The organism is Paraurantiacibacter namhicola (assembly GCF_001687545.1).
Taxonomy (GTDB): domain Bacteria; phylum Pseudomonadota; class Alphaproteobacteria; order Sphingomonadales; family Sphingomonadaceae; genus Paraurantiacibacter; species Paraurantiacibacter namhicola.
In genome coordinates this window covers 62,219-87,664 of record NZ_CP016545.1, presented here as the reverse complement: position 1 = coordinate 87,664, position 25,446 = coordinate 62,219, and the positions used below count along the sequence as shown (strand labels likewise).

The 25,446-nt window shown below is 65.5% G+C and carries 32 protein-coding genes; 20 read left to right on the top strand and 12 right to left on the bottom strand.

Annotated elements, in window-relative coordinates; all coding sequences use genetic code 11:
• Positions 1 to 53: 53 nt before the first annotated feature.
• Positions 54 to 1,154, bottom strand: coding sequence for a DUF3667 domain-containing protein (locus A6F65_RS00460; protein WP_067784541.1), 1,101 nt, complete (start codon positions 1,152 to 1,154; stop codon positions 54 to 56).
• 112 nt (positions 1,155 to 1,266) lie between these two features.
• Between A6F65_RS00460 and A6F65_RS00455 the strand changes: the two genes are divergently transcribed.
• Positions 1,267 to 1,503, top strand: a complete 237-nt coding sequence (locus A6F65_RS00455; protein ID WP_067784538.1) for a DUF3072 domain-containing protein — start codon at positions 1,267 to 1,269, stop codon at positions 1,501 to 1,503.
• Positions 1,504 to 1,594: 91 nt separating this feature from the next.
• On the opposite strand, the gene rpoZ is transcribed toward A6F65_RS00455, so the two are convergent.
• Complete coding sequence (gene rpoZ / locus A6F65_RS00450; protein ID WP_067784535.1) at positions 1,595 to 1,939, bottom strand: DNA-directed RNA polymerase subunit omega; 345 nt, start codon at positions 1,937 to 1,939, stop codon at positions 1,595 to 1,597.
• A 107-nt stretch (positions 1,940 to 2,046) separates the two neighbouring features.
• On the opposite strand from rpoZ, the gene A6F65_RS00445 reads away from it, so the two are divergent.
• The gene (locus A6F65_RS00445; protein ID WP_083989123.1) at positions 2,047 to 3,219 is read left to right on the top strand and encodes a phospholipase D-like domain-containing protein; all 1,173 of its coding nucleotides are present in this window, start codon (positions 2,047 to 2,049) and stop codon (positions 3,217 to 3,219) included.
• A 119-nt stretch (positions 3,220 to 3,338) separates the two neighbouring features.
• Here A6F65_RS00445 and A6F65_RS00440 read toward each other — a convergent pair whose 3' ends face one another.
• Positions 3,339 to 4,868, bottom strand: coding sequence for a replicative DNA helicase (locus A6F65_RS00440; protein WP_083989122.1), 1,530 nt, complete (start codon positions 4,866 to 4,868; stop codon positions 3,339 to 3,341).
• Between the two features lie 132 nt (positions 4,869 to 5,000).
• On the opposite strand from A6F65_RS00440, the gene A6F65_RS00435 reads away from it, so the two are divergent.
• From A6F65_RS00435 to A6F65_RS00425, 3 genes are read left to right on the top strand one after another with little or no spacing between them, the layout of a single operon-like run.
• Entirely contained in the window at positions 5,001 to 5,483 is a 483-nt protein-coding gene (locus tag A6F65_RS00435) for a UPF0262 family protein (RefSeq protein WP_067789604.1), read from the top strand.
• A gap of 9 nt (positions 5,484 to 5,492) precedes the next feature.
• The gene (locus A6F65_RS00430; RefSeq protein WP_067784531.1) at positions 5,493 to 6,191 is read left to right on the top strand and encodes a glycoside hydrolase family 25 protein; all 699 of its coding nucleotides are present in this window, start codon (positions 5,493 to 5,495) and stop codon (positions 6,189 to 6,191) included.
• Positions 6,192 to 6,203: 12 nt separating this feature from the next.
• Positions 6,204 to 6,617, top strand: a complete 414-nt coding sequence (locus tag A6F65_RS00425) for a cytidine deaminase (RefSeq protein ID WP_067784528.1) — start codon at positions 6,204 to 6,206, stop codon at positions 6,615 to 6,617.
• A 4-nt stretch (positions 6,618 to 6,621) separates the two neighbouring features.
• On the opposite strand, the gene A6F65_RS00420 is transcribed toward A6F65_RS00425, so the two are convergent.
• From A6F65_RS00420 to A6F65_RS00410, 3 genes are all read right to left on the bottom strand, one after another.
• Entirely contained in the window at positions 6,622 to 7,617 is a 996-nt protein-coding gene (locus A6F65_RS00420; RefSeq protein ID WP_067784525.1) for an endonuclease/exonuclease/phosphatase family protein, read from the bottom strand.
• Positions 7,618 to 7,706: 89 nt separating this feature from the next.
• Positions 7,707 to 8,837, bottom strand: a complete 1,131-nt coding sequence (locus A6F65_RS00415) for a M14 family metallopeptidase (protein WP_067784523.1) — start codon at positions 8,835 to 8,837, stop codon at positions 7,707 to 7,709.
• The gene (locus A6F65_RS00410; RefSeq protein WP_067789602.1) at positions 8,834 to 9,451 is read right to left on the bottom strand and encodes a DUF4136 domain-containing protein; all 618 of its coding nucleotides are present in this window, start codon (positions 9,449 to 9,451) and stop codon (positions 8,834 to 8,836) included. The genes A6F65_RS00415 and A6F65_RS00410 overlap by 4 nt, the downstream gene beginning before the upstream one ends.
• A gap of 96 nt (positions 9,452 to 9,547) precedes the next feature.
• Between A6F65_RS00410 and galE the strand changes: the two genes are divergently transcribed.
• From galE to A6F65_RS00395, 3 genes are all read left to right on the top strand, one after another.
• Positions 9,548 to 10,555, top strand: coding sequence for a UDP-glucose 4-epimerase GalE (gene galE, locus A6F65_RS00405; protein WP_067784520.1), 1,008 nt, complete (start codon positions 9,548 to 9,550; stop codon positions 10,553 to 10,555).
• Positions 10,556 to 10,671: 116 nt separating this feature from the next.
• Entirely contained in the window at positions 10,672 to 10,797 is a 126-nt protein-coding gene (gene ykgO, locus A6F65_RS00400; RefSeq protein WP_007165381.1) for a type B 50S ribosomal protein L36, read from the top strand.
• 103 nt (positions 10,798 to 10,900) lie between these two features.
• Positions 10,901 to 11,503 (top strand): HAD family hydrolase, encoded by a 603-nt coding sequence (locus A6F65_RS00395; RefSeq protein WP_237164835.1) that lies wholly within the window; start codon positions 10,901 to 10,903, stop codon positions 11,501 to 11,503.
• A 107-nt stretch (positions 11,504 to 11,610) separates the two neighbouring features.
• Here the strand turns inward: A6F65_RS00395 and A6F65_RS00390 are convergent, their stop codons facing one another.
• Entirely contained in the window at positions 11,611 to 11,919 is a 309-nt protein-coding gene (locus tag A6F65_RS00390) for a CC_3452 family protein (protein ID WP_067784514.1), read from the bottom strand.
• A gap of 151 nt (positions 11,920 to 12,070) precedes the next feature.
• On the opposite strand from A6F65_RS00390, the gene A6F65_RS00385 reads away from it, so the two are divergent.
• From A6F65_RS00385 to A6F65_RS00335, 11 genes are all read left to right on the top strand, one after another.
• Positions 12,071 to 12,559: a winged helix-turn-helix transcriptional regulator gene (locus A6F65_RS00385; protein WP_067784511.1), complete on the top strand. Its 489-nt coding sequence runs from the start codon at positions 12,071 to 12,073 to the stop codon at positions 12,557 to 12,559.
• 2 nt (positions 12,560 to 12,561) lie between these two features.
• Complete coding sequence (locus A6F65_RS00380) at positions 12,562 to 12,900, top strand: hypothetical protein (protein ID WP_067784509.1); 339 nt, start codon at positions 12,562 to 12,564, stop codon at positions 12,898 to 12,900.
• 93 nt (positions 12,901 to 12,993) lie between these two features.
• The gene (locus tag A6F65_RS00375) at positions 12,994 to 14,211 is read left to right on the top strand and encodes a class I SAM-dependent methyltransferase (protein WP_067784506.1); all 1,218 of its coding nucleotides are present in this window, start codon (positions 12,994 to 12,996) and stop codon (positions 14,209 to 14,211) included.
• Complete coding sequence (locus tag A6F65_RS00370; protein ID WP_067784503.1) at positions 14,208 to 14,567, top strand: hypothetical protein; 360 nt, start codon at positions 14,208 to 14,210, stop codon at positions 14,565 to 14,567. Before A6F65_RS00375 ends, A6F65_RS00370 begins: the two co-directional genes overlap by 4 nt.
• A 22-nt stretch (positions 14,568 to 14,589) precedes the next feature.
• Positions 14,590 to 15,729: a nitrilase-related carbon-nitrogen hydrolase gene (locus A6F65_RS00365; RefSeq protein WP_083989120.1), complete on the top strand. Its 1,140-nt coding sequence runs from the start codon at positions 14,590 to 14,592 to the stop codon at positions 15,727 to 15,729.
• A gap of 13 nt (positions 15,730 to 15,742) precedes the next feature.
• Positions 15,743 to 16,057 carry a DUF1330 domain-containing protein gene (locus A6F65_RS00360; protein WP_067784497.1) on the top strand — a complete coding sequence of 105 codons (315 nt, stop codon included), beginning with the start codon at positions 15,743 to 15,745 and terminating at the stop codon, positions 16,055 to 16,057.
• Positions 16,054 to 16,530, top strand: a complete 477-nt coding sequence (locus tag A6F65_RS00355) for a VOC family protein (RefSeq protein ID WP_067784494.1) — start codon at positions 16,054 to 16,056, stop codon at positions 16,528 to 16,530. Before A6F65_RS00360 ends, A6F65_RS00355 begins: the two co-directional genes overlap by 4 nt.
• A complete protein-coding gene (locus tag A6F65_RS00350) occupies positions 16,530 to 17,618 on the top strand; it encodes an NADP-dependent oxidoreductase (RefSeq protein ID WP_169816982.1) in 1,089 nt (362 codons plus the stop codon). Before A6F65_RS00355 ends, A6F65_RS00350 begins: the two co-directional genes overlap by 1 nt.
• A complete protein-coding gene (locus tag A6F65_RS00345; RefSeq protein ID WP_157092997.1) occupies positions 17,615 to 18,076 on the top strand; it encodes a VOC family protein in 462 nt (153 codons plus the stop codon). The genes A6F65_RS00350 and A6F65_RS00345 overlap by 4 nt, the downstream gene beginning before the upstream one ends.
• Positions 18,073 to 19,434: an MFS transporter gene (locus tag A6F65_RS00340; RefSeq protein WP_067784488.1), complete on the top strand. Its 1,362-nt coding sequence runs from the start codon at positions 18,073 to 18,075 to the stop codon at positions 19,432 to 19,434. Before A6F65_RS00345 ends, A6F65_RS00340 begins: the two co-directional genes overlap by 4 nt.
• Entirely contained in the window at positions 19,431 to 20,510 is a 1,080-nt protein-coding gene (locus A6F65_RS00335; RefSeq protein ID WP_067784485.1) for a YeiH family protein, read from the top strand. The genes A6F65_RS00340 and A6F65_RS00335 overlap by 4 nt, the downstream gene beginning before the upstream one ends.
• Before the next feature lies 1 nt (position 20,511).
• Here the strand turns inward: A6F65_RS00335 and A6F65_RS00330 are convergent, their stop codons facing one another.
• Positions 20,512 to 20,988, bottom strand: a complete 477-nt coding sequence (locus tag A6F65_RS00330) for an Lrp/AsnC family transcriptional regulator (protein WP_157092996.1) — start codon at positions 20,986 to 20,988, stop codon at positions 20,512 to 20,514.
• Positions 20,989 to 21,095: 107 nt separating this feature from the next.
• Here A6F65_RS00330 and A6F65_RS00325 point away from each other — a divergent pair, with 107 nt between their 5' ends.
• A complete protein-coding gene (locus A6F65_RS00325; protein WP_067789595.1) occupies positions 21,096 to 21,326 on the top strand; it encodes a DUF6356 family protein in 231 nt (76 codons plus the stop codon).
• Positions 21,327 to 21,341: 15 nt separating this feature from the next.
• On the opposite strand, the gene A6F65_RS00320 is transcribed toward A6F65_RS00325, so the two are convergent.
• From A6F65_RS00320 to A6F65_RS00305, 4 genes are read right to left on the bottom strand one after another with little or no spacing between them, the layout of a single operon-like run.
• Positions 21,342 to 22,523: a CaiB/BaiF CoA transferase family protein gene (locus tag A6F65_RS00320; RefSeq protein WP_067784482.1), complete on the bottom strand. Its 1,182-nt coding sequence runs from the start codon at positions 22,521 to 22,523 to the stop codon at positions 21,342 to 21,344.
• Positions 22,520 to 23,440, bottom strand: coding sequence for a hydroxymethylglutaryl-CoA lyase (locus A6F65_RS00315; protein WP_067784479.1), 921 nt, complete (start codon positions 23,438 to 23,440; stop codon positions 22,520 to 22,522). Before A6F65_RS00315 ends, A6F65_RS00320 begins: the two co-directional genes overlap by 4 nt.
• Complete coding sequence (gene leuD / locus A6F65_RS00310) at positions 23,437 to 24,045, bottom strand: 3-isopropylmalate dehydratase small subunit (RefSeq protein WP_067784476.1); 609 nt, start codon at positions 24,043 to 24,045, stop codon at positions 23,437 to 23,439. The genes A6F65_RS00315 and leuD overlap by 4 nt, the downstream gene beginning before the upstream one ends.
• Positions 24,042 to 25,436 carry a 3-isopropylmalate dehydratase large subunit gene (locus A6F65_RS00305; RefSeq protein WP_067784473.1) on the bottom strand — a complete coding sequence of 465 codons (1,395 nt, stop codon included), beginning with the start codon at positions 25,434 to 25,436 and terminating at the stop codon, positions 24,042 to 24,044. Before A6F65_RS00305 ends, leuD begins: the two co-directional genes overlap by 4 nt.
• Positions 25,437 to 25,446: the final 10 nt, after the last annotated feature.

The following is a 25,446-nucleotide window of genomic DNA, read 5'->3' as shown; positions in this document are numbered from 1 at the left end:
AAGGCCCCGGACCGCATCGCTGCGCTCCGGGGCTTTTTCTTGCCGCTTGCGCGTCAGGTGAGGACGAGTGCCGTCATCAGCATCACGAATGACGCCATCACGATCCAGATGAAGCTGGACAGGACCAGCACGCGCCAGATCGCACCAAACCGGCTGAGCCCATAGGTGCCCTTCAGATGCCGATACAGATGGAAGGGCGCGTAAAGCATCGGGATCAGGATCAGTGGTTGCAGCTCGAAGGCTCCCAGCACGGAAACCAGCACCAGCAGGAACGTCATGAAGGCGATGGAATAGGTCACGAAGACCGTGTGATCATACAGCCGGAACTTGCGGCTGAACGGGAACAGCAGCCACATGAAGGGCAGGCTGAGCGGGATCAGCAGCCAGCTGAGCTTGTAGGAATTTGTCTGCAATTTGTAGATCAGCAGGTTCGGATTGGCCTTGGCTTCCTTCCACCGCGTGTTGATCCATTCGGCCGCCGAGGGGTCGGTCGCCGGATCGAACTGCAGTTCCGGCTCAACCGGAATTTCGCCGTCCTGGTACATCTCCGCCAGCTTGGCAAAGAAGACCCGCTCCGCCTGCAGCGTGGCGATTTCCTCGCGCAGTTCGGCAGCCCTTGCAGGCTCGGTTTCGGGGTCGTCGATGGTCGTGCTGAAGTCCTCGACCCGGCGGTCGATCTCAGCGACCGTCTCGATCACCTCGTCCTCGGTCGCGATGTCCGGGCCCTGTTCGATCTTGCCGATCCCGCCGGCCAGGCTGATCAGGGCGAAGGTGATGAAGATGACGAACAGGAACAGCGCGATGGGCGAGATGTAGCGCGCGCGCTTCCCGTCGATATATTCGCGTGTCAGCTTCCCCGGCTGCCAGGCGAGCTTGGGCAGGGTGCGCCATAGCTTCCCTTCGAAATGCAGCACACCGTGCATCAGGTCATGGAAGAAAGCGCCCAGAGTGCGATGCAGATGGGCCCGCTGGCCGCAATTGTGGCAATGCGCGCCCTTGAGTGGCGTTTCGCAATTCAGGCAGTTTTTCTCCTGCCAGTGCCCGCCTTCGTCCAGCGGCGTCTGGACCGGATGGCCGGAAGCATCGGGCTCCACGACGCGCGCGAGGACGCCGCCCTCGATGGCCGTGCCGATCCCGTCCGTAATGTCGCTCATCCTAGAACCCCCTGCGATCGCGCCAGCGTAACCCGCAATACTGGCCCGGTCGAGGTGCAATTTAACGGAACAGATGCGGAACAGCGCCGTTGGTTGGGAAAGGAGATTCCCCATGACTGCACCGCAAGTATCAGAGCACCCGAAGTCCGATCCCGCCTCCAACGCGCAGAAGGATCCGGAGAACTGGACCACGGGTGACGAGCGCATGACCGGCGCGCAAGCGAGTTATCTGAAGACCTTGTGCGAGGAGGCAGGCACGCCCGATCGTTACGATACCGGACTGACCAAGGCCGAAGCCTCGCAGCTGATTGACGAACTGCAGGCAGAAACGGGCCGCGGGACGGACTGACTCTGCCGCCAACGCCTCCCACGCCGCAAATGAAAAGGGCCGCTTCCCGTGACAGGAAGCGGCCCTTTTTCATGCGCAGTGCGCGAAAGCGTCAGCCTTCGTAATCGGCACCGATGCTGGTGGAGCGTGTCGGTGCGGCGGCGGACAGGCGCATGGCTTCGGCCGACTGGGTCAGCGATGCCACGTCATCGGCCTCGTCTTCGTCATCCGGCAGGACGCGCTGCATGCTCTGAGTCAGCGATTCGCTCAGCGCCTTCGGCTTTACCGTCTGCTCAGCGATTTCGCGCAGGGCCACGACGGGGTTCTTGTCCCGGTCACGGTCGATGGTCAGCTCCGCACCGCCGGAAATCTCCCGTGCGCGCTGGGCAGCCAGCAGGACGAGATCGAAACGGTTGGGGACCTTGTCGACGCAATCTTCGACGGTAACGCGCGCCATCGGGCACTCCTTGAATCTTCTGACAGTGCAGGAAAGCGTCCCAGCTATGCTGCAGTGCACGACAAGTCAAGGTTTTCAGCGGGGCGGCGGCATGCCACAGCAGCCCGATGGCCGATAGCGAGACGACCTTCGATTACAGCGATATGGACCCCTTCAGCGCCGAGGCGCAGGGCCAGTCGCTTACCTTCTATCCCGCCGGCAAGGACCGGCGTGCGGCGCTGCTGGAGCTGGTGAAGTCCGCAAGGACCAGCCTGAAGGTCGTGTTCTACATCTATGCCGAGGATGGCATTGGCGAGGAACTGCGCGATGCGCTGGCAGAAGCAGCGGAGCGGGGCGTCGATACCGTGCTGCTGGTCGATGGCTTCGGGGCAGAGGCCAGCGAGCAGTTCTTCGACCGGCTGAAGCGTGCTGGCGGCTCAGTCTGCCGCTTCAGCCCGCGCCGCACGCAGCGCTACCTCATCCGCAACCACCAGAAGATGGTGATCGTGGATGATGAGCGCGCCATGTTCGGCGGCTTTAATATCGAGGATGATTACTTCGCCCCGCCGGAGGAAAACGGCTGGAACGACATCGGCATCAGGCTGGAAGGCAGCGCGGTCGAAGGTCTGGTGGACTGGTTCGGACGCCTAAAGGACTGGACCGACGATGACGAGGCGCATTTCCGGGCCATCCGCAAGACGGTGAAGGAATGGGAGTGGGGCGAGGGCGTTCTGAGATGGCTGGTCGGCGGACCCACGCGCGGCCTTTCCACCTGGGCGCGCTGCGTCAGCGAAGACCTGATGCGCGGCAAGCGGCTAGACATGTTCATGGCCTATTTCAGCCCGCCGAAACGCCTGTTGAAACGCATCGGCGACATCGCGGACCGGGGCGAGGCGCGCCTTCTGATGGCGGGCAAGAGCGATAACAACGCGACGCTGGGCGCCACCCGCTCGCTGTACGATTACCTGCTGAAGCGCGGGTCCAAGATCTGGGAATTCCGCCCGTGCAAGCTGCACACCAAGCTCGTGGTGCTTGACGATATCGTCTATGTCGGCAGCGCCAATTTCGACATGCGCAGCCTGTACCTGAACCTGGAAGTGATGCTGCGGATCGAGGACGCTGATCTCGCCGCAAAGATGCGCGAATTCCTGGACCACCAGATCGCCGCGTCCAAGCGCATCACGCCCGAAGAACACGCCAAGCGAGCGACCTTGTGGAACCGCTTCCGCTGGAACCTCGGCTGGCTGCTGTGCAACGTGATGGATTACACCGTCAGCCGGCGGCTGAACCTGGGGCTGTAGCCGGAACCATTTCCGCTCACCCTGAGCTTGTGACGCTCCGGGCCAGCTACGCTTCCGAAGGGTGCTGCGTGACGCCCTTCGACGGGCTCAGGACGAGCGGGGTCCGGCCCGAATTACGCTTATTCGTAATCGCCTTGGTAATCGTCTTCGGCAAGGTCGCTGAAGCGGGTGATCTTGGGTTCGAAGCGCAGCCGTACGCGGCCGGTTGAGCCGTGGCGCTGTTTGGCCACGATCAGCTCGGCAAGGCCGTGCACGCGTTCCATTTCCTGCGACCACGCCTGGTGCGTTTCGATGGTCCTGGGATCGTCCGTCGCGGTGGGCATCTTCGGCTCGCGCAGGGCGACGTAATAGTCTTCGCGGAAGACGAACCAGACCATGTCGGCGTCCTGCTCGATAGAGCCGGATTCGCGCAGGTCGGACAGCATGGGCTTCTTGTCGTCGCGCTGTTCCACCGCGCGGCTGAGCTGGGAGAGCGCGATGACCGGCACTTCCAATTCCTTGGCCAGCGTCTTCAGGCCGCGCGAGATTTCCGAAATCTCGTTCACGCGGTTGTCGTTGGCGCGGCCCGATCCCTGCAGCAGCTGCAGGTAATCGACCACGATCAGCCCGATCTCGTGCCGCCGTTTCAGTCGCCGCGCGCGGGTGCGCAGCGCGCCGATGGTGAGGGCAGGCGTATCGTCGATATAGAGCGGCAATTCGGCGAGGCGCTGGCTGGCATAGGACAGCTGCTGGAAGTCGTCGCGGCTGATCTTGCCCATGCGCAGAGCTTCGGAGCTGATACCGGCCTGCTCTGCCAGGATACGCGTGGCGAGCTGGTCGCTCGACATTTCCAGGCTGAAGAAGGCGACGCCCGCACCCACGGTCTTCTCGATCCCGTCGCGCTTGTCGCGCAAATATCGGTCCGCGCAATTGAAGGCGATATTTGTGGCGAGCGAGGTCTTGCCCATGCCCGGGCGTCCGGCGAGTATGATGAGGTCGGAATCGTGCAGGCCGCCGATCTTCTCGTTCACGCTGGAAAGGCCGGTCGTCTTGCCGCTGATATGGCCGCCGGAATTGATCGCGGTCTCGATCATCTCCAGCGCCTTGCTCGTCGCGCCGCGGAAGCTGTCGGCATCTTTCGTGCCGGCTGCGCCTTCGGCCACGCGGAACAGGCTGGCTTCGGCCTGTTCGATCTGGCGCATCGGCTCCACTTCGTCCGAGGTGTCGAGCGCGCCTTCAACCAGCTCGCGGCCCACGCTCACAAGCTCTCGCAGCAGGGCGAGGTCGTAGATCTGCTGGGCCAATTCGCGCGGGGCCAGCAGGCCCTGCCCATCGGCCGTCAGCCGCGCCAGATAGCCGGTGCCGCCCAGCTCCTTCAGCGCCTCGTCCGCTTCGAAATAGGGCTTCAGCGTGACCGGAGTGACCACCATCTGCTTGTCGATCAGGACAAGGATCCGCTCGTAAATGCGGCCATGCAGCGGCTCGAAGAAATGGTCCGGATGCAGCGCTATGGGCAGCTCTTCCAGCAGCCGGTTGTCGATCAGCACCGCGCCCAGGAAGGTGGCTTCCGCTTCCGGGTTGGCGGGCAGGGACCGGCCGCCCGATTCGCCACCTGATTCGGAGGTCGGGGTCTGGGTTGCTGCACGGATCAGGAGGTCTTCATCGGCCATCCGCCCCTGATGGGGCCAAGCGCATGTTGCCGCAAGTCCACAAGGCCGCCGATTGCGCATGCCAGCCTGTGGATAGCGGGGATGACGCTTGCCGCCCCCGCGTGGCTCTGCAAAAGCTGGGGCCGACAGACCATGGATACCAATCGCATCGCCACCATCACGCTCGACGAGACGAGCATATTGCGCCGGAGCGAAACCGTGGCCCGCGAACGCGAGGTGGCGCTGCGCGACCTGGTGGAGGACAACAGCTTCACCCCCGTGCGCGCGGCGGAAAATGGTCATGTTGGCCCGTGGGACTTGAAGCTGGCGGTGCGAGAGGCGCGGCTGGAACTGGCGATCCACGATGCCAAGGGTGAGGAAGCGGGCTTGATCGCGCTCGGCACCACGCGTTTCCGCCGCGTCATCCGCGAATATTTCGCCATTTGCGACAGTTACTACAAGGCGCTGCGGCAGGCCTCCGCGCCCGAACTCGAGACAATCGACATGGCCCGGCGCGGTATCCACGATCGCGGCACGCGCCACCTGATGGACGCGCTGGACGGCAAGGTGGACACGGACTTCGCCACCGCGCGGCGGCTCTTCACGCTGCTCTGCGTCCTCCACATCAAGGGCTGAGCGGCAGGCATGGCGCGACGCAGGAAGGGGCGCTGGAAGGGCAGGCTGCTGGCAGCCGTGCTGCTGCTGGCGCTGGCCGGCAGTGCCTACGGTTGGTGGCGGGCAATCCACTGGACACCCGACGCCGCGCAATATCCGGTGCAGGGCGTGATTGTCGGCGCGCGGGAAGGCGCGGTCGATTTCGCAGGACTGGCAGCACAGGGCGCGGGTTTTGCCTATCTGGAGGCAAGCCGCGGGGCGGATGAGCGCGATGCGCAGTTCGGCGCGAATTTCCGCGTGGCCAGCGCCTCCCCCCTGCCGGTGGGGATCGTGCACGATTACGACCCGTGCTCCTCGGCCGAGGCACAGTCGGCAAACCTCGTCACCATCGTGCCGCGCGACACGCGCCTGCTGCCGCCCGTCATCGCGCTGGACCGGCTGGCGAGCGATTGCGAAGACCCGATGAGCGAGGCTCGGCTGGAAAGCGAGCTGATGACCTTCGTGAACCAGGTGGAAGGCCACGTAGGCCAGCCGGTGGTGCTGAAGATATCGCCCGCTTTCGAGGCGCGTTACGGCGTGGCCAAATCGCTGGAGCGAAACCTCTGGCTGGAACGCGACTGGCTGGAGCCGGACTATGCCGGGCGCCCGTGGACGCTATGGACAGCCAATTCGCAGCTGCACGGCAAGGCGAGCGAGGAGCCGATCCGCTGGGTCGTGCTGCAACCGTAAGGGACACAGGCAATGGACGAAGCGACGAAGAACGAGCTGGTCGAGGCGGCACGCGAAGCGGCGAAACAGGCCTATGCGCCCTATTCCGACTTTCACGTCGGCGCGGCGCTGCTGTTTGCCGATGGCGAGATCGTGGGCGGCTGCAATGTCGAGAACGCCAGCTATGGCCTCGCCCTGTGCGCCGAGACGGTGGCCGTGGCCAAGGCCATGGGCGCGGGCCGGCGCGGCGGGCTAGTCGCGGTCGCAGTCACCGGGCCGGGCGCGGAACCGATCACGCCGTGCGGTCGCTGCCGCCAGGTGCTGAATGAGCTGGCCGCGCTGGGCGGCACGGATCCGCTGGTGCTCTGCGTGGGGCCGGATGCGGTAGAGGAAATGCGGTTGTCGCAGCTGCTGCCCGCCGCCTTCGGTCCGGCCAGCCTGGACTGAGAGCCTAGGGCTCCACCGCGCAGATTGTTGCGAGCATCGCGCGGTGATCGGCGCTGGTCTGCTCCATCACCTCGAATGATTTGATCGTGAGGTCGCCCTTCACCATCAGCTGGTCGAGCGGCCAGCCGAGCCAGGTCATACCCGCGGGGAAAGTGGGGTAGGCGCCGCGTCCGATGCGCGGATCGCGCCAGCCGCCCGCCTCGCGAAAGCCGGCGGTGGTGCGCGACCATGGCACGTCGTTGAAGTCGCCCATCACGATCGCCTCGGCCGCCTTGCGCGGCGTAGTGCTGCCGGCGCGGGCGATGTTGGCGTCGCGCTTGGCCGTGCTCTGGCCGGGCAGTGGCGGCTTGGGGTGCAGGCCGATGAACTCGAATGCGCCCCCGCCCGGCAGCGCCATTGCGCCGTAGAAGGTCGGCGTATCGCGGCTGGTGTTCTCGACATAGGTGCCTTCCAGGAACGGCAGCCGGGTCGCGAAGGCCATGCCATAGGCGTTGTCCAGCGGGTATTCCTCAAGAGTGGGATAGGCGGTGAGCACAGGGGCCAGCGCGTCCAGCCAGCGCTGGTCCGTCTCCATCAGCAGCAGGATATCGGGGTCGGCCAGCCGGATCTGCTCCAGCACCGGCGCGAAGTCGCGGTTCTCCTGCTTCACATTGATGGACATAGCGGAAAAGCACGCATCGTCCGCCGCTCCGGGCGCGCCGATGCTGGCGATCTGCGCAGGCGCGATCGCAAGATAAGGCCACATGCGCCAGAGGTTGATGAGCGCGGCCAGGCCGAATGCGCCCACGATCAGCCAGCGGCGGCATCGCACGATGAAGAAGGCAGCGATGCCGAGCGCGGTGCACAGGAAGACCAGCGGCTCGCGCACGAGGTCGATCGAGCGCACCAGCCAGAAGTCCGTCGGGACCAAGCTGGCCAGGATGGCGAGCAGCGCCAGCCCCGCGAATATTTCAAACGCGATCTCTCGCTTGCCGTGTGGCTGCCTGCCTGCCGCTGTCATGATTTTTCCCCTTGGAGGGGTGGCAACGGGCGAGGCAGGCTATCGTGCCCGCATGGGGTCGAGAATGGTCCTGAGCATCGCCTACGGCATCAGTCGTCCAGCCATTCGACCAGCGCGGCCAGGCATTCGCGGGCCAGCATGCGGCAGCGTTCCGGGCTCCATCCCTGTTCCACGTCCGCGCAGGGCGCGTGGTCCTTGAACGGCATTTCCAGCGTCATGGACACGGCGCCGAAACGCTCGGCCAGCTGGTTCGTGCTCATGGAGAGATTGGCCTGTCCGGGCTTGGACACGGCGTACCCCAGCTCCGTCTGGAACTCCGCCGTGCGCCGGTCGAGGATGGAGCGATAGCGGTAGTAGGCATCGCCCTGCTCGTCCGTCCAGGAAGGGATGCCTTCGAATCCGGCAAGGAAGTTCGCCGGAATGGCCTCGTCCCCATGCACGTCCATCGCGAAGTCCACGCCGGTCTCGTCCATGGCATTGCGGATGGCGAGCACTTCGGGCGAACGCTCCGCCGTCGGCTCTGCCCATTCGCGGTTCAGGTTTACGCCCGCCGCATTGGTGCGCAAATGCCCGCGGCGCGAGCCATCGGGATTGCAGTTGGGCACGATATGCAGGCGGCACTTGCGGCGCAGGATACGGCCCACGGCATCGGCCGGATCGCACAGCACGTCCAGCGCGCCTTCCATCCACCATTCGGCCATGCTTTCGCCGGGATGCTGCCGGGCGTAGAGCCAGACCTGCTTGTCGCCTTCGCCCATGGACAGGCAGTCCAGCGGCTGGCCGTCCAGCGTATTGCCAAGGCAGCGATAATCCACGCCCCCGCGCTCTGCAGCCTGCGCCACCAGGTCGTGATGCCGTTCCATGGAATAGGGCGCGAAATAGGCGAACCAGGCGATGTCGCTTTCCGGCATGTAGCGGATCGTCAGCGTGCCGCCGTCCGCGTCCTTGTCATAGCTGCTGGGTGCGCGGCCCCAATATTCGCGGTCTTCCGATACGCAGGCGTCGTAATCCGGCCATCCGGCGGGATAGGCGCTGTCTTCCAGACCGGTGATCTTCAGCTCCAGTTCCTGCCCCTGCGCGCCGCTGACACGGAAGTGGAACCACTGGTTGAATTCGCTGTCCTTGTCCTTGCGCAGGGCCAGCTTGGCCGCGGTGCCCGATATGGAGTGGACTTCGATATTGCCGCTGTCGAAAGCGGCGTGGATCTGGATGTCGTTCATTCTACCTCGATAGTCTCGCCGTCGTTTCCGGGAAAGCCTTCCATCAGCGCATAGGCAAGGCGCATGGCGGCTGCATCATTATCGGCATAGTCGCTGTTGTCCGTGGCCGAGAAGCTGGCGCGCCCTTCCCAAAGCACGGCCGTGCTGGCCTTGTCGCGAATGACCACGCCGATGGAGCGGTCGAGCGAATCGGGCTTGCGGCCGCCAAGGTTGATGCCCACGCCCACGCCCACGCCGGAGCCATAAGAGCCGGTCGATCCGCCCACGCCTACATTGACGGGGCTGCGCTGCGCAGCGTCCAACACGGCGGTGTCGAAGCGCAGCTCCGCCACCTGCGCCGCATCGGCCGCTGGGACGACGGTATAGCCCTGGTCCGCCAGCGCCGCACCCAGCGCATCGGCATAGGTGCGGAAATCGGCTGCAAACGCGCCTTCCATTTCCACGCCAAGGCCCGGCGCGGGCACCACGGCAATCGTGCCGCTGCCAAGCTGTGCGGCTTGCGGCGCCACGAAGCGCGTGACCGATACGGGTGAGACGAAGGCGGGGCTGGCGCAGCCTGCAAGGCCAAGCCCGCTGGCCAGCAGAGCGGCGACGATCTTCGAGCGAATGTTCATGTCTGCGATCCTCTTCTGCCAGACCAACGCGGGGGGAGGGCGGTCTGTGCCCGAATTTTACCCAACGGCAGCGTTTGCCATGTTAGGGGGCCGGCCATGAGCGATAAAGTCCCCGTTCTCGTGACCGGCGGTGCCGGTTATATCGGAAGCCACGCCGTGCTGGCCCTGCTGGACGCCGGATGGCCCGTGGCGGTGATCGACAACCTCGTCACCGGGTTCCGTTTCGCCGTGCCGGACGGCGTGCCCTTCTACGAAGGCGATATCGCCGATGGCAGTCTGTTGGCGCGCATCTTTGCCGAGCAGGGCACGCGAGCAATCATGCACTTTGCGGGCTCCGTCGTGGTGCCGGAATCGGTCGCGGATCCGCTGAAATATTATCACAATAACACCGCCAAGACGCGCGACCTGATCGCCAGCGCGGTGGCGGGCGGGGTGCCGCATTTCATCTTCAGCTCCACCGCCGCGACATATGGCACGCCGGACGTCTCGCCGGTCACGGAGGATACGCCGCAGGTCCCGATCAACCCCTATGGCTGGTCGAAGCTGATGAGCGAGCGGATGCTGGAAGACACCGCCGCTGCCCATGACATCAACTATTGCGCCCTGCGTTATTTCAACGTGGCTGGCGCGGACCCGCAAGGCCGCAGCGGGCAGTCCACCGCGGGCGCGACTCACCTCATCAAGGTCGCCGTGGAGGCGGCGCTGGGCAAGCGCGAGAAGGTGGGCGTGTTCGGCACGGATTACGATACGCCGGACGGCACGGGCGTGCGCGATTACATCCACGTCAGCGACCTTGCCGCCGCGCATGTGCTGGCGCTGGAGGCCCTGCTGGCCGATCCGGAGCGCAATTTGCGCATGAATTGCGGCTATGGCCGCGGCTTCAGCGTGCTGGAGGTGCTGGACGCGGTCGACAGGGCGACCAACAATCCGATCAGGCGCGAGCTGGCCCCGCGCCGCGCGGGCGATCCGGGATCGCTGGTGTCGGACAATAGGCGCATCCTTGATACGCTGCCCTGGCAGCCGCGCCATGCGGACCTCGATACCATTGTCGGCCACGCGCTGGCGTGGGAGCGAAAGCTGGACGATATCCGCGCGCGAAACTGAGCCGCCAGGGCCCCGCAGCGCTTGACTTGGCCGGGGACCCGCACTAACCGCCCGGCTTGAATTTCCGGCATCGGAGGACCATCTCCGGTGCCGCTTTATATTCCGGGACAGATACCATGAAGATCCGCAACAGCCTCAAGTCGCTGAAGAACCGCCACCGCGATTGCCGCGTTATCCGCCGTCGTGGCCGGACTTATGTGATCAACAAGACCAACCGCCGCTTCAAGGCCCGCCAGGGCTAAGGCGCCGCGCCGCATCGCCGCAGGGCGATGACGGGGTCAAGCGAATCGGGCCGCTCCGTCGATTCGGGGCGGCTTTTTCGCGCCTGCTGAAATGAGCGAGTCCATGACCAAGGCCGTCGTCTTCGATGTCGGGCGGGTGCTGATCCAGTGGGATCTGCGCTGCCTGTTTGCAAAGTTGATCGCCGACGAGGCGGAGCTGGACTGGTTCCTGACCCACGTCGTGACCGAACAATGGCACTTCCAGACCGATGCGGGGCGCCCGGTGGCCGAGATCGTCGCAGAGCGCAAGGCCGAGTTCCCGCAGCATGCCGCGCTGATCCAGGCGTACCGCGACCGGTTCCTGGAAACCGTGCCCGGCCCCGTCCCGGGAACGGCGGCGCTGGTGGACCGGCTGGCGGCAATCGGCGTGCCGCTGTTCGCGCTCACCAATTTCGGGTCGGAGTTCTGGCCGCAGTTCCGCCCCACCTGCCCGCCGCTGCGGCACATGCGCGATGTGGTGGTGAGCGGCGACGAAAGGCTCGCGAAGCCCGATCCGCGGATTTACGCGCTGGCAGAGGAGCGGTTCGGCCGCGTGGGCGACGCGCTGTTCTTCACCGATGACAACCCCGACAATATCGCCGCTGCAAAGGCGCGCGGATGGGACGCGGTGCTGTTCGAAGATGCCGCGCAATTGGAGCGCGAATTGCAGGCTCGCGGCCTACTCTGACACCAGGCACAAAAAACCCCCGCGGATCGAATGAACGATGCGGCGGGGGCTCTAGTGTCGCGCTGCCTTATTGGAGAGGGGGGGGGCAGCGCGGGGTGGTCTTCGTGTCAGGCGTTGCACTGCGCCAGGGTGGCAGCATCCATTTCGACGCCGCCGACGCTGAAGCGCACGACTTCGCCGGCCTTCTTGGCCAGGCGCTTGCACGCAACCACGTCGCGGCTGCGGCTCTTGGCGGCGGCGCAGCGCGTTTCATTGCAGCGCCACAGCATGTTCTTGGCGATCACCTTGTCATCCCCGGCCGGCTGGGCCAGCTCTGCGCGGTAGTAGATACCGCCATCGCGCGCGGTCGCGGGGGCAGCGGCCATGGCAAGGCCAGCGACGGACAGGGCGGCGAGGATCAGGGGGGAACGGCGCATGGGAAATCTCCGGAAGGTTGCAGTTCGATACGGGTTGCGACTCGCTACCTATCATGTCAGTAGCTTTGTGCAACCATTATCGGCGCGCATCACGGCCATTGCCCAAAGCGCCAGACAGGAATAACCCTGCCTGACGCCGCGAGAGGACCACATGGGCGAACTGCACGAGAACCTGCGCGAAATCGTCGATTGCGGCCTGCCGACCGCGCTCGATGTGATTGGCGACAAATGGAGCTTCCTTGTCCTGCGCGCCTGCTACAATGGCTTCCTGCATTTCGAGGATTTCCAGGCCCAGCTGGGTATCGCTCGCAATATCCTGTCCAGCCGGCTGACCAAGCTGGTCGACGCGGGCATCCTCGAGCGCCAGCCATGCGAAAGCGACAAGCGAAGGATCGAATACCGCCTGACCCGCAAGGGGCTGGACCTGCTCCCCGCCATGGTCGCGCTGCGCCAGTGGGGTGAGAAATACGGCGGCCCGGTGCTGCCCAATCCCGTGCTGGTGGATAAGCAATCCGGGCAGCCGCTCGCCCCCGTGGTGATGCGCAGCGCAGATGGGCGCGAGCTGGATTACGAAGACCTGGACTGGGCAGAGCGCAGCGACCTTGGCCTGCCGCCATCGGACCGCGAGGGCTGCTGCTGACCATGGCAGGCGGCGGTAAGGGCACCGGCGCTCCCGGTCCCGAGCGCACTGCGGATGGCCGCTACATCATTGTCGATGGCGTGCTGTGGCGGGCGACCAACCCCGCCCTGCCCGAGGCGCGGCGGCAGGAACTGGTCAACCAGCTGATGGATGCGCGCCGCGCCGTGGGGGCCGCCAAGCGGGCGAGCGATCCGGAGGCGGAAAAGGCCGCGCGTGCCGAAGTGCATGCGGCCAAGGTCGCGCTGGGCGAGCGCGGGCCGGTGTGGTGGGATGACGGCGCACCCGATTACAATCGGAAAAAGGTCGCCAATACGCCCTACGCTGCGGCTCACCCGTCCTGAACACGCTTGCCGGGCTGCGGCCATGCTCGCATGTTGTTGACTTGCGCATGAGCTTGCGTCAGATTTGTCCGGACAAATTTTGAGAGGACGCCGATGGCCGCCGATCTCCCGCCGCCCTATACTGCCCTGACCCGGCACGAAATGATGCCGCGCACCACGCATGACGAGGCCGCGCGCTTCAATTTCCTGACCGCCTTCAACCGCTACCTTTCGGGCGATATCGGCCGCGGCAACAAGCTCGCTTACGAGAAGCGCGTGCTGCCTGCGATCCGCGAGGAGCTGGGCCGCGATCCGCAGCATCGCTACGAAATCCGCGATGCCATGAACCGCGATTCCTGGCACCGCATGTGGTCTGCGCTGAAGCGCAATTCCATGGAGATGCGCCAGCATTTCGGGCGGCAGGTGGTGCTGCGCCAGATCGATGAACTGAGCGCCATGGCCCGCCAGTATAACGAGCATTCCGGCATGCTGGAGCTCGACCCCGCCATAGAGCAGCCGCATTACCAGACGGCGGTGGACATCCACTGCCAGCCCGGCGGCTATCACGGCGGGGAGCACGAGGGCGATGTCACCGTTGGCGCCAATTACGATGTCGGCCTGTTTGCCACGACCGGTGGCGCGCTGGGCGGGCTGAACGATGGCGGCGGCCAGGCGGTTGTCGAATGGGCGAAGAAGGAACGGCCCGACTGGCAGCCCCGCCGCATCCTCGATATCGGCGCGACGGTTGGGCACAATGCCGTGCCCATCGCGCTGGCCTATCCCGATGCAGAAGTGATCGCGATTGATACGGCGGCCGCCAGCCTGCGCTATGGCGCGGCGCGCGCGGCGGCGATGGGCGTGAAGAACATCCGCTTCATCCAGGCCTCCGGCGAGGATTTGTCACGCTGGGCGGATGGGCATTTCGATTGGGTGCAGACCACCATGTTCCTGCATGAGCTGTCTTCCAAGGCCATGCCCCGGCTGCTGGCGGAGGCGCACCGCGTCCTGACGCCGGGCGGGCTGATCTTCCACATCGAACAGCCGCAATATTCGGACGAGATGCCGCTTTTCGAACAGTTCATGCGCGACTGGGATGCCTTCAACAATAACGAGCCTTTCTGGTCCGCCATGCACGGGCAGGATCTGGAGCAGGTGATGGAAGACGCCGGTTTCCCGCGCGAACGCCAGTTCGTGGCCGGCGTGCGGGCCGTGGTCGATCCGGAAATCTTCCCGCCTTCCCCCGACGATGGCGAGGAAGATTACGGCCGTGCGGCCATCTGGAATGCCTATGGCGCGTGGAAGCCTGAAGCCGAAAAGGCGGCCGCCGCATGAGCGACGATTTCGACTGGGTCGCCGCTTCCGGTCGCCGCGCCAAGGGCAGGCGACCGGACTATTTCGAGGATCCCGCGCTGGACCGGCTCTATTCCGTCGTCTTCGCGCTGGCAGCGGATGTCTCCGCCCTGCGTGAACGGCAGGACACACTGGAGCGCCTGCTCGATGAGAAAGGCACGGTAAGCCGCGCCGATATCGAAAGCTACGAGCCGGACCGCAAAGCAGGGCGTGAGCGCGCGCTGGCCACCCGCGCCTTCGTCAACCGCATCATGCGCGGTTTCCAGCAGACGGTGGAAGCGATGGAGGCGGACGATCCGCCGATCATGGACTGGGTCGAGAAGCTGTCGAAAGAATAGCAGGACCGGCGCGGAGGGAATCATGGACAGACGCACATTGCTTGGCGCGGGCGCAGGGCTCGCGAGTGCAGTCGCCTTCGACTGGGGCGCCTTTGCCGCGCCTGTCGCTGCCGCCACGCAAACCCATCACGGCGGCGCCCTGCAGATGCGCAGCGATGGCAGCTACGCCACCGTCCCGCTGGCCAAGCAGAGCCTGAGCATCGCGGTCGCCCAGACGCGCGTCGTGCCGGTGGAGCTGGGCAATATCGAACAGACTCGCCGCGCCAATGTGCAGCACATGTGCGACGTGATCGATATCGCCAACGGCTTTTCCGGGGCGAAGGATCTGATCGCCTTCCATGAATTTCCCATCACCGGATACCGCCATGTCTGGAACCTCGACGATGCGCGGCGCGTCGCGATCGAGATTCCGGGGCCGGAGACGGAGATGCTGGCCGCCAAGGCGCGCGAATACGGCAGCTACCTGAGTTTCGGGTCCTATGTCCGCGATCCGGACTGGCCCGGCCGCCTGCTGTCGATCACCACGATCATCGACGACAAGGGCGAAATCATCGCCAAGGATTGGAAGGCGCGCAATCTGAAGGGCTTCTTCCCCGGCGGGCGCGAGCTGTTCACCACCACGATCTACGACGTGCTGGACGAATATGTCGAACGCTATGGCCGCGACCATGTGATCCCGATCATCAAGACGCCGATCGGCAATCTCTACACCAGTTCCAGCCAGCTGGAGCCGGAGCTGTTCCGCGCAGCATCGATGAAGGGCGCGGAGATCATGCTGCGCACCGCAACGGGCAATTACAACACTTTGGATATCCGCGCGGTCAGCATGTACAACCGCATCTGGTCCACCATCGCCAACAACTCCGCCTCGCCGGAGAACCAGTATTACCTGGCGGACTCCAATCCCGGCCATGCCGGCATCGTGGGCCCGGACGGCGAGTTTGCCGAAATCTCCGAAACCGATGACGAGACGCTGGTCTATGGCCGCATTCCCATCGGCAGCTTCCGCGCCAGCCACCGCCAGCCCATCGTGCATAGCGAGCTGGTGATGGACGTGTTCGAGCAATATCGCAGCCCCTACGGGCCGAACCTTATCGCCGATTACCAGCCCACCGATACGGAGGACGCGGGCCGATACCTGCGCTCCAAGACGCGGTGGTAGGAAAGGACCAGCCATGCCCGCCTATATGATCGTCACCTGCCAGATCCATGACCGCGAGGCCTTTATCGCAGGCTACGGCGCCAGGGCCGCCGCCCTGGTTGAGCAGCACGGCGGACGCTACCTGCTGCGCGCGCCGGGGGCGGAATTGCTGGAGGGCGATTTCGGCGACGGGGCCAGCATGGTCATCTCCGAATGGCCGGACAAGGATGCCGTGCACCGTTTCTGGAACAGCCCGGAATATGCCGAGGCAAAGAAGCTGCGTGAGCCGATTTCCGACTGCCAAGTACTGGTGATCGAAGCGCCCAGCCTGGCGGACGCCTTCAAGTGACCGACATCCTCAAGCGCACCACGCTGATGGTCCGCGATGCCGATGTGGCGGCGGACTGGTACGAGGATGTGCTGTGCATGAGCCGCTGGATGGATGTGCCCTTCACCCTGTCGGGCACGCAGCTGGCCGCCGGCAAGAAGGGGGACCAGACGCGCCTGATCATCATGCAGGCGCAGCACGATACCATCGGCATGATCGGCCTGCTGGAATTCACCGACCCGCGCCGCCCCGACATCCCAGATGAATTGCCGACGGAGATCGGCTTCGGTGCGCCCATCTTCGTGGTCGAGGCGCAGGATTGCCGGGCAACCGTGGAACGTGCCCGCGCGCGTGGCTCTCGCATCCATTCCGAGCCGCGCGAATGGACGGTCACCGGTGCAGACGGCAAGCGCAAGGACATGCTGGGCGCGGGCTTCTGGGACCTCGACGGCTATTTCTACGAAGCGAACCAGGTGGTGAAGGTCCACGATTGATGGACCGCGCAGGCGCCATTGCCAGTTTCGACGCGCTGGCCGCCCATGCGGTGGAGGAGGACGCCAATTGCCAATGGCGTATCGCGCGCCGCCCGGTCGGCAATGTGGAGCCCGAAGACTTCGAATGGCGCGTCACCGATATTCCCGAACCGGGCGAGGGCGAGGTGCTGCTGAAGACGCTCTACCTGGGCCTTGCGCCCGTGATGCGCTTCTACATGCAGGGCACGGCGCGGACCGGCGATGCGGGGCTCGAGATCGGCGACGTGATCCACGGGCGCGGCGTGGCGCAGGTGGTAAAAAGCCGCCATCCCGGCTGGCGAGAGGGCGAAATCGTGCAGGGCCAGATGGGCTGGCAGACCTGGAAGGTCAGCGCCATGACGGCGCAGGAGAAGTTCTTCCGCATGCCGAAGAACGGCCTGCCCGCCGCACTGGGGGCAGGCGTGCTGGGCATGACCGGGCTATCCGCCCACGCCGGTTTTTTTGCCTGCGGCGACCCGAAGCCGGAAGACCGCATGGTCCTGTCTGGCGCAGCGGGCGGCGTCGGCTCCATGGTCGCGCAGATGGCGGCCAAGGTCGTGGGCTGCGATGTCGTTGGCATGGCCGGTGGGCCGGAGAAATGCGATTTCATCCGCTCGCTCGGCTGCTCCGAAGCCATCGATTATCGCAGCGAGGACATACCCGGTCGGCTGGACGCTTTGCGCCCCGACGGCATCGACCTGTATTTCGACAATGTCGGCGGGGAAACGCTGGAGGCGGTGCTGGAGCGGCTGCGCATGCATGCCCGGGTGGTGCTTTGCGGTTCCATCAGCGAATATACCCGGGACGAGCCGTTCGCCCTGCCCAATTACACCCGCCTTCGGGCAACCGACAGCGTGATGCGCGGCTTCTTCGTCTACAACCACCTGGACCGCTGGGACGCGGTGATGGAGGAAATGGCCGGCTGGATCACCGATGGCCGGCTGAAGCCCGTGCAGGATATCGAACAGGGCTTTGCCGCGATGCCGCGCGCGCTGGCCCGGCTGTACCATGGCGGCAACGTCGGCGTGCAATGCTGCAGCGTGCGCGGCGAACCGGAGGAATGGCTGTGAGTGAAACCGAAAAACCGCCGGTACGCTTCCAGCGCGCCAATTTCGTGGTGCGCGACCTGGACCGGGCGCTGACCTTCTATGAAGGCGTGCTGGGCTTTGAGGTCACTTACCGGCTGGGCCACAATCCGGACAGCTATTCGATCCCCGTGTTCGAGATACCGGAGGGCGCCGAGCTGGGTTTTGCCATCCTCTCGCTGCCCGGCCAGCCGCGCGTCATGGCGTTGAGCGAGATCGGCGGGATTGCACTGACTGATGTGCCGCATCCGCGCCGCGGGGCCATCGTGCTGGAAACGCAGGACCCGGACGGCGTGATGGAAGCCAGCCGCAAGCTGGGCCTGAAGGTCTATGAGGAAGGCGAGCTGAAGACCTATGACGGGCGCATCGGCCGCGAGATCGGGATTGCAGATTTCGACGACAACCTCGTGGTGATTTACCTGATACCGGAGGATGGCCAGTGACCGCCGAAGCCGCAGCCCCGACAGAGGTGGAAGCTGCCGCCGAAACCGCGCGCCCATATCCCAGTGCCGCAGCGGGGTGGCTGCTCGTCGTGTTCCTGACGGTGGGTTACATCTTCAGCTTCGTGGACCGCTACATCCTCGGCCTGCTGATAGAACCGATCAAGGCGGAGTTCGGGCTTTCCGACCGGTCCATCGGCTGGCTGCTGTCGGCCTTCACCTGGGTCTATGGCTTTGTCGGCATCTTCATGGGCTGGCTGATCGACCGGGGCCGCCGGACATGGATCGTGGCCATCGGCATGGCGCTGTGGTCCGCCGCGACCATCGCCACGGGCATGGCGAAGAACTTCGTCCAGCTGTTCGCCGCGCGCATGGGCGTGGGCGTGGGCGAGGCGACGCTTTCACCCGCCACATTCTCCATCATCGGTGACAGCTTCCCGCCCGAAAAGCGCGGCAAGCCCATCGCTTTTTATTCAAGCGCGCTGCCCATCGGCGCGGGGCTTGCCTCGCTGCTGTCCGGCGCGGTCATTGCGTGGACGGCGGCCAGCGGCAGCCAGAGCGTGCCATTCCTGGGCGAGCTTTCGCCGTGGCGTTTCACCCTGCTGGTCGTGGGCCTGCCCGGCCTCGTCTTCTCGGCGGTGTTCTTCTTCATGCGCGAGCCTGCGCGCCGGCCCAATGTGGCCGCACCCGATGTCATTTCAGGCAATGGCTTCGGCGATGCGCTGCGTTACATCCGCGACAATTTCGCGCTGTATTTCGGCTTCGTCATGGTGGTCTGCTGCATGACGGCCATCGCTTACAGCCAGGGTTTCCTCGCTCCGACATTCGAGCGGACCTGGGGCTGGTCGCCGCAGCTTTACGCCACGGTCAACGGCATCGCCCTGCTGCTGATCGGGCCGCTCAACATGATGATCATGGGCACGATTTCGGACAAATGGACCGCCAAGGGCGTGCCCGATGCGGCGCTGAAGCTGATGTATATCGGCTTTTTCATCATGGTGCCCACCGCCGCGATCCCGATGTTCATGCCCACGGCAGAGCTGGCCTTTGCGGTGCTGTGCATCAACACCATCGGTATCGGTATCGTCTCGGCCATCGGGGTGACGGCGCTGCTGGTTATCACGCCCGCGCAGATCCGCGGACAGGTGGTGGCGCTGTATTACCTGGCGATCAGCTGGTTCGGCTCGCTCGGCCCCATCGTGGTGGGCGAATTGTCGAGCGCGGTATTCGGCGAACAGGATCTGCGCTATGCGGTGGCCGCTGTGCCATTCATTTTCGCCATCGTTCCGCTCGCCATGATGCAGCTGACCAAGCGCCGCTACATCGTTCAGGCGGAGCGGCTGGGCCAGACCGCCGGATGAAGCCTGCCGCCAGCGAGCCGTATTACGGCGACCTCTACTGCGAATATTACCTCGCGGAATCGGACGGGCAGGGCGATGTGCGCCGCGCCGCCTTGCGCGAATATGTGCCCGGCCTGCTGCTGGCAGGCATTGCGGCGCTGGCATCCGCTTTCCTCGCAAACCAGTACGGCTTCCCGGTCATGTTGCTGGGCCTGCTGATCGGCCTTGGCCTGAGCTTTGCAGGCGAGGGTGAGAAGGTCGCGACCGGGCTGGACTTCGCATCACGGCGGCTGCTGCAAGTGGGCATTGCTTTGCTGGGCCTGCAGGTGGGGCTAGCGCAGGTGTTGGCGCTGGGCTGGCAGGGCCTGCTCGGCGTGCTGCTGGTGATGGCCGGCACATTTGCCGCAGGGATAGGCGCGGCGCGGATGATGGGCGAAGGGCGCGAGGCTGGGATACTGGCCGGCGGGGCTACGGCCATCTGCGGCGCGTCTGCTGCCATGGCGCTATACGGCGTGATCGGGCGCGAGCGGCTCGACCAGGCGCGCTTTGCCATCACGCTGGTCGGCGTTGCGCTGGCGAGCGCGATTGCGATGTCCTTCTACCCGGCCTTCGCAAAGCTGGCGGGGATGAGCGATGCGCAGGCGGGCTTCCTGATCGGTGCCTCTGTCCATGATGCGGCGCAGGCGATCGGCGGCGGCTTTTCCTTCTCCAACGAGGCTGGGGCGAGTGCGACCGTGGTGAAGCTGGCGCGCGTGGCCATGCTGGGCCCAATCGTGGCGCTGGTGGCTTTCTGGCTGTCGCGCAGCGGCGGCGCCCCTTCGCAGCAGCGCGGCGTGCGCTTCTCCATGCCGTGGTTCGTGCTGGCCTTCCTTGCGCTGGCCGTGGCCGGAAATGCGATTGCCGTGCCGGAGGCCTGGCGCGCCGGGGCGCTCGATTTCTCGAAGGCCGCTCTCCTGCTGGCCGTTATCGCCACTGCCATGCGCTCGCGGCTGGAGTTGCTGCGGGAGGCAGGGTGGCGGCCGCTGGTGCCCGTTGCCGCAGCCAGCCTGACAGCCTTTGCATTGGCCAGCGGCGTGGCGCTTTTCGCCATCGCGTAAGTCAGTTCGGGCGCGGCAGCGCCGTGGTCGATTTCATCTCCTCCATGCTGAACATGGCGGTCACGTCCGACAGGCCGGGTATGCGCGCGATCAGCCGCTGGTAGATCCGGTCGTAATCACCGATGTCGCGCACCCGCAACTTCAGCATGTAATCGATGTCCCCCGCCATGCGGTGGCACTCCATCACCTCGTCCAGCGAGTCGATGGCGGCGGCAAACGTGGCGAGCCACTCGCTGTCATGCCGCGTGATGCGGATCGCGACGAAGACACTGGTGGCGAGGCCTACGCTGGCAGGGTCCACCAGCGCCACGCGGCGGGCGATGATGCCGGCATCCTCCAGCCGCTTGATGCGCCGCCAGCAGGGGTTGGCGGACAGGCCGACCTTGTCTCCGATGGCCTGCGCGGTCTGCGAGGCATCGCGCTGCAATTCGGCCATGATGGCCCAGTCCATGGTATCGATTTGCAGTTTATCGCTCATAGGTGGGATGGATTAGCGCATATTTCGCAAATACGCGAGAAATTTGGGACCAATTCGCACAGCGCTTCGCATATACACACTGCAAATATGGGAATGAGGGCCACTTCGTGAAAATCTTTACCGACCATCCCGCCTCCGTCGGCGAAACTTACGGGCAGCACCTGGTCCATGCTTCGGGCTTCGGCATCAGGATGATCGCAGGCGGCATCGCCTGCCTGCTGCACGGCATCTTCCCATTCCTGTGCGTGAAGACGGGCAGCGCGCAGATCGTCACCCTGCATGACCGGATGGTGACCGGCCGGGTGAAGACCCATGACGGGTGGAGCTACATCATCTAGCTGCCGCCGCGGCGCTCAGTCTTCCTGGGCGACGGCTCCGCTGGCCATCAGGCGCGCGATCTCTTCGGCGTCATAGCCCAGTCCTTCCAGCACGCTGCGGCTGTCTGCGCCCGGTCTCGGCAGCGCCTGCGGAGCGCCGATGCGCTTGCCCCCCATTTCCAGCGGCACGGTGGGCAGGCGCACCTCAGCCCCGTCGGCCAGGGTCACATCCTCCAGCCCGCCTTCGGCCAGCTGCGGATCGTCGAACAGGTCTTCCGGACGGTTGATCGGTGCGAAGGGCAGGCCGGTGCCTTCCAGGTTCTCGATCACTTCGGCGCGGGTCATCCCGGCGATCAGATCGCGCACTTGCGGCATGATCCGGTCGCGCGCAGCGACGCGGGCGTTGTTCTCGCGCAGCGTTTCGTCCGCCCATAATTCGTGCAGGCCGAACAGCTTGCAGAATTTCTCCCACAGCGCGTCTGTCACCACGCCGATGAAGACGGGCTCGTCCTGCGTCTCGAACATATCGTAGATCGCCCAGGCGGAAACGCGCGCAGGCATGGGCGCGGCGGGCGAACCGGTGACGGCGAACTGCGCCATGTGCTGCCCGACCAGGTAAGCGGTCGTCTCGAACAGGCTGGCGACCACCTTCTGGCCGCGCCCGGTGCGGTGGCGTTCCTCCAGCGCGGCCAGCACGCCGATCACGCCGAACAGACCGCCGGTGACATCGACCACGCTGGCCCCTGCGCGCAGGGGGCGGCCGGGCGGGCCGGTCATGTATGCAAGGCCGCCCATCATCTGCGCCACTTCGTCCAGCGCAGTGCGGCTTTCGTAGGGGCCGGGCAGGAAGCCTTTTTCGGAGCAATAGACCAGCCCCGGATTGACCGCCGCGCAGCTCTCGTAATCGAGGCCCAGCCGGTCGAGCGCGCCGGGCCGGAAATTCTCCACCAGGATATCCGCCTTGGCGACAAGGTCCCTCGCCACGGCGAGCCCCGCATCGCTCTTCAGGTCGAGGCAGATCGACTTCTTGCCGCGGTTGTACATCGGGAAATATCCCGCTCCGCTGCCGACGAGGCGGCGTGTCCGGTCACCCCCAACAGGCTCCACGCGCACGACATCCGCGCCCAGCCCGGCAAGGATGTGCCCGACCGTGGGGCCCATCACCATGTGTGTGAATTCGACCACGCTGATACCTGCCAGCGGTGTGGGCGCGCTCATGCGGCGGTCCTTTCATCGTAATCGAGCATGGGGCCGGCATCGGGCGTGAAGCCGTAAAGCGGTTCGCCCGGCAGCGCCTCGCGCAGGATCTGGCGCACCTTCAGCAGCGCGCGCAGGTCTATCCCCGTGTCGAAGCCCATGGAATTGAGCATCAGGACGAGATCCTCCGTCACGATATTGCCGCTGGCCCCGGGCGCGAAGGGGCATCCGCCCAGCCCGCCCAGCGAGGCATCGAAGGTGGTGATGCCTTCCTCCAGCCCCGCCACGACATTGGCGAGGCCCAGCCCGCGCGTGTTGTGCAAATGCAGCGTGGTCAGCATGTCATCGCCCACGGCGGCCTTCACGCGGCGCACCAGTCGCCGAACCTGTGCCGGGTCGGCATAGCCGGTGGTGTCGGACAGGCCCAGTTCCTGCGCGCCTGCGCTGGCAGCAGCCTCTGCCAGCCGGACCACCTGGTCCTCGCTCACCGCGCCTTCCAGCGTGCAACCGAAGGCGGTTGCAAGGCCGACCGCGAAATGCACGCCGCCGCCGCGCGCGATGCGGGACGCTTCGCCGATCTCGGCAATCATCTCCGGATGGTCCTTGCGCAGGTTTTTCTTCGAATGCGTCTCGCTCATGGAGAAGGGCAGGCTCATGCCGTGGACGCCCGCCTCCACCGCGCGGCTTGCGCCCTTGGCATTGGGCACCAGCGCGACGACATTCAGTCCCTCGATCCCGCGCGCGAAGCGGACCAGCTCCGCCGTGTCCGCCATCTGCGGCAGCAGCGAGGGGGGCACGAAGCTGCCGACCTCGATTTCCGGCACACCGGCCGCCGCCTCCGCCGCGATCCAGCGCTTCTTGTCCTCCAGCGACATCATCGCCTTGATGGACTGCAGGCCGTCGCGCGGGCCGACTTCGGAAACCAGTATGCGTGTCATGCGGTATGCTCCGGATAGATCCACGGGCGGGCCTGCCTGTCTGCCGCCGCCCATGCGCGGATATCGGGCATCTGTGCCAGGGTGAGATCGATGGCATCGAGCCCTTTGGCCAGCATCAGCCTGGCTTCGGGATCGATGGCGAATGCGTGCGTTTTGCTGGCAGACCGTATCTCCTGCGCGGCAAGGTCCACGGTCACCTGCTGCCCGGCCAGCGCCGCCACATCGCTGCGCTCCAGCGTGATGGGAAGGATGCCGTTGCGCAGGCAATTGGCGTGGAAGATAGGCGCGAAGCCGACGGCGATGACGGCCCTGATGCCCCATTCGGCCAGCGCCCAGACCGCGTGTTCGCGGCTCGACCCGCTGCCGAAGTTCGCGCCAGCGGCGATGATCTGGGCGTGGCGATATTCGGGCTGGTTGAGCACGAAATCGGGGTTTTCCGTGCGCGTGTCCGCGTCGGTATAGCGTAGCGGGGCAAACAGGCCGTCTGCCAGGCCGGTCCTGCCGGTTGTCTTCATCTCGCGGCTGGGGATGATCGTGTCGGTATCGACATTGTCGATCATCAGCGGCGCGGCGCGGCCCGCCAGCGGCTGCGGAAAACCGCTCATGCCGCCTCCTCCGCCTGCGTGCTGCCATCCGGCGCATAATCGCGCGGATCGGCGATCGCGCCTGCGATGGCGCTGGCGGCGACGGTTTCCGGCGAGGCGATATGCGTGCGGATGCCGGGGCCCTGCCTGCCGGGAAAATTGCGGTTGGTGCTGGAGATCACGCGGCTGCCTTCGGGAAAACCCTCGCCGCCAGCATAAAAGCACATGGAGCAGCCCGACATGCGCCATTCGAAGCCTGCATCGGTGAAGACTTTGTCCAGTCCTTCCGCCTCCGCCTGGCGGCGCACGGCCATGGAGCCGGGGACGACCAGTGCCTTGCGGATGGAGGGCGCGATCCGCCTGCCGCGCAGGATATCCGCCGCGCGCCGCAGATCCGCGATCCGGCTGTTGGTGCAACTGCCGATGAAGGCGGCATCCACCGGCGTCCCCGCGAGTTGGGCGCCGGGAGCGAGACCGATGTAATCGTGCACGCGCTGAGAGCCTTGCGGGACTTGTCCATCCACGGGGAGCGATTCCTCCGGCGAGGTGCCCCAGCTGACCATCGGGGCGATGGTGGCGGCATCCACTTGGATCTCTTGGTCGAAGCGCGCGCCCTCGTCGCTGCGCAGGTCCTGCCAATATGGGCCATCGAAGGAAGCCGGGGCGAAGCGCCGACCGGCCAGCCAGTCGAAGGCCTTGGCATCGGGCGCGATGAAGCCCGCCATCGCGCCGAATTCGGTGGCCATGTTGCACAGCGTCATGCGCCCTTCCATGTCGAGCGCGCGCACTGCATCCCCGGCAAATTCCACCGCGTGACCTGCCCCTCCGCTGGCCCCGTGCGCGGCGATCAGGTGCAGCGCCATGTCCTTGGCCGTGACGCCCCGCGCCAGCGCGCCGTCGAAGCTGACGCGCATGGTCCTGGGCCGCTGCAGGCGCAGCGTGCCGGTCACCATGGCATGCTCTGCCTCGCTTGACCCGATGCCCCATGCCAGCGCCCCGAAGGCCCCTTGCGTGCAGGTATGGCTGTCCGGGGCGACCAGCGTGCAGCCGGGCAGCACGATGCCGAGTTCCGGCGAGATGACGTGGACGATCCCCTGCGCCGGGTCATCTACGTCGAACAAGGTTATGCCCGCTGCCCGGCAGGCGGCGCGCGTCTGGGTGATGAAAGCTTCGCCGCCCGGCATCGGCGTCGCATCGGTGCGGCCGGGCCGCGTGTCCACGATGTGATCGGTGACGGCAAAGACGCGCGCGGGGTCGAACACCTCGCGTCCCATTTCGGCCATCCGGCCAAGCGCAGCAGCTCCGGTGCGTTCATGCAGGAACACCCTGTCGATGGCGATCAGCTGCGCGCCCGATGGCGTTTGCGCCACGCGGTGCGCGTCCCAGATCTTGTCGAACAGGGTGCTGGGCATATGCGGCCTG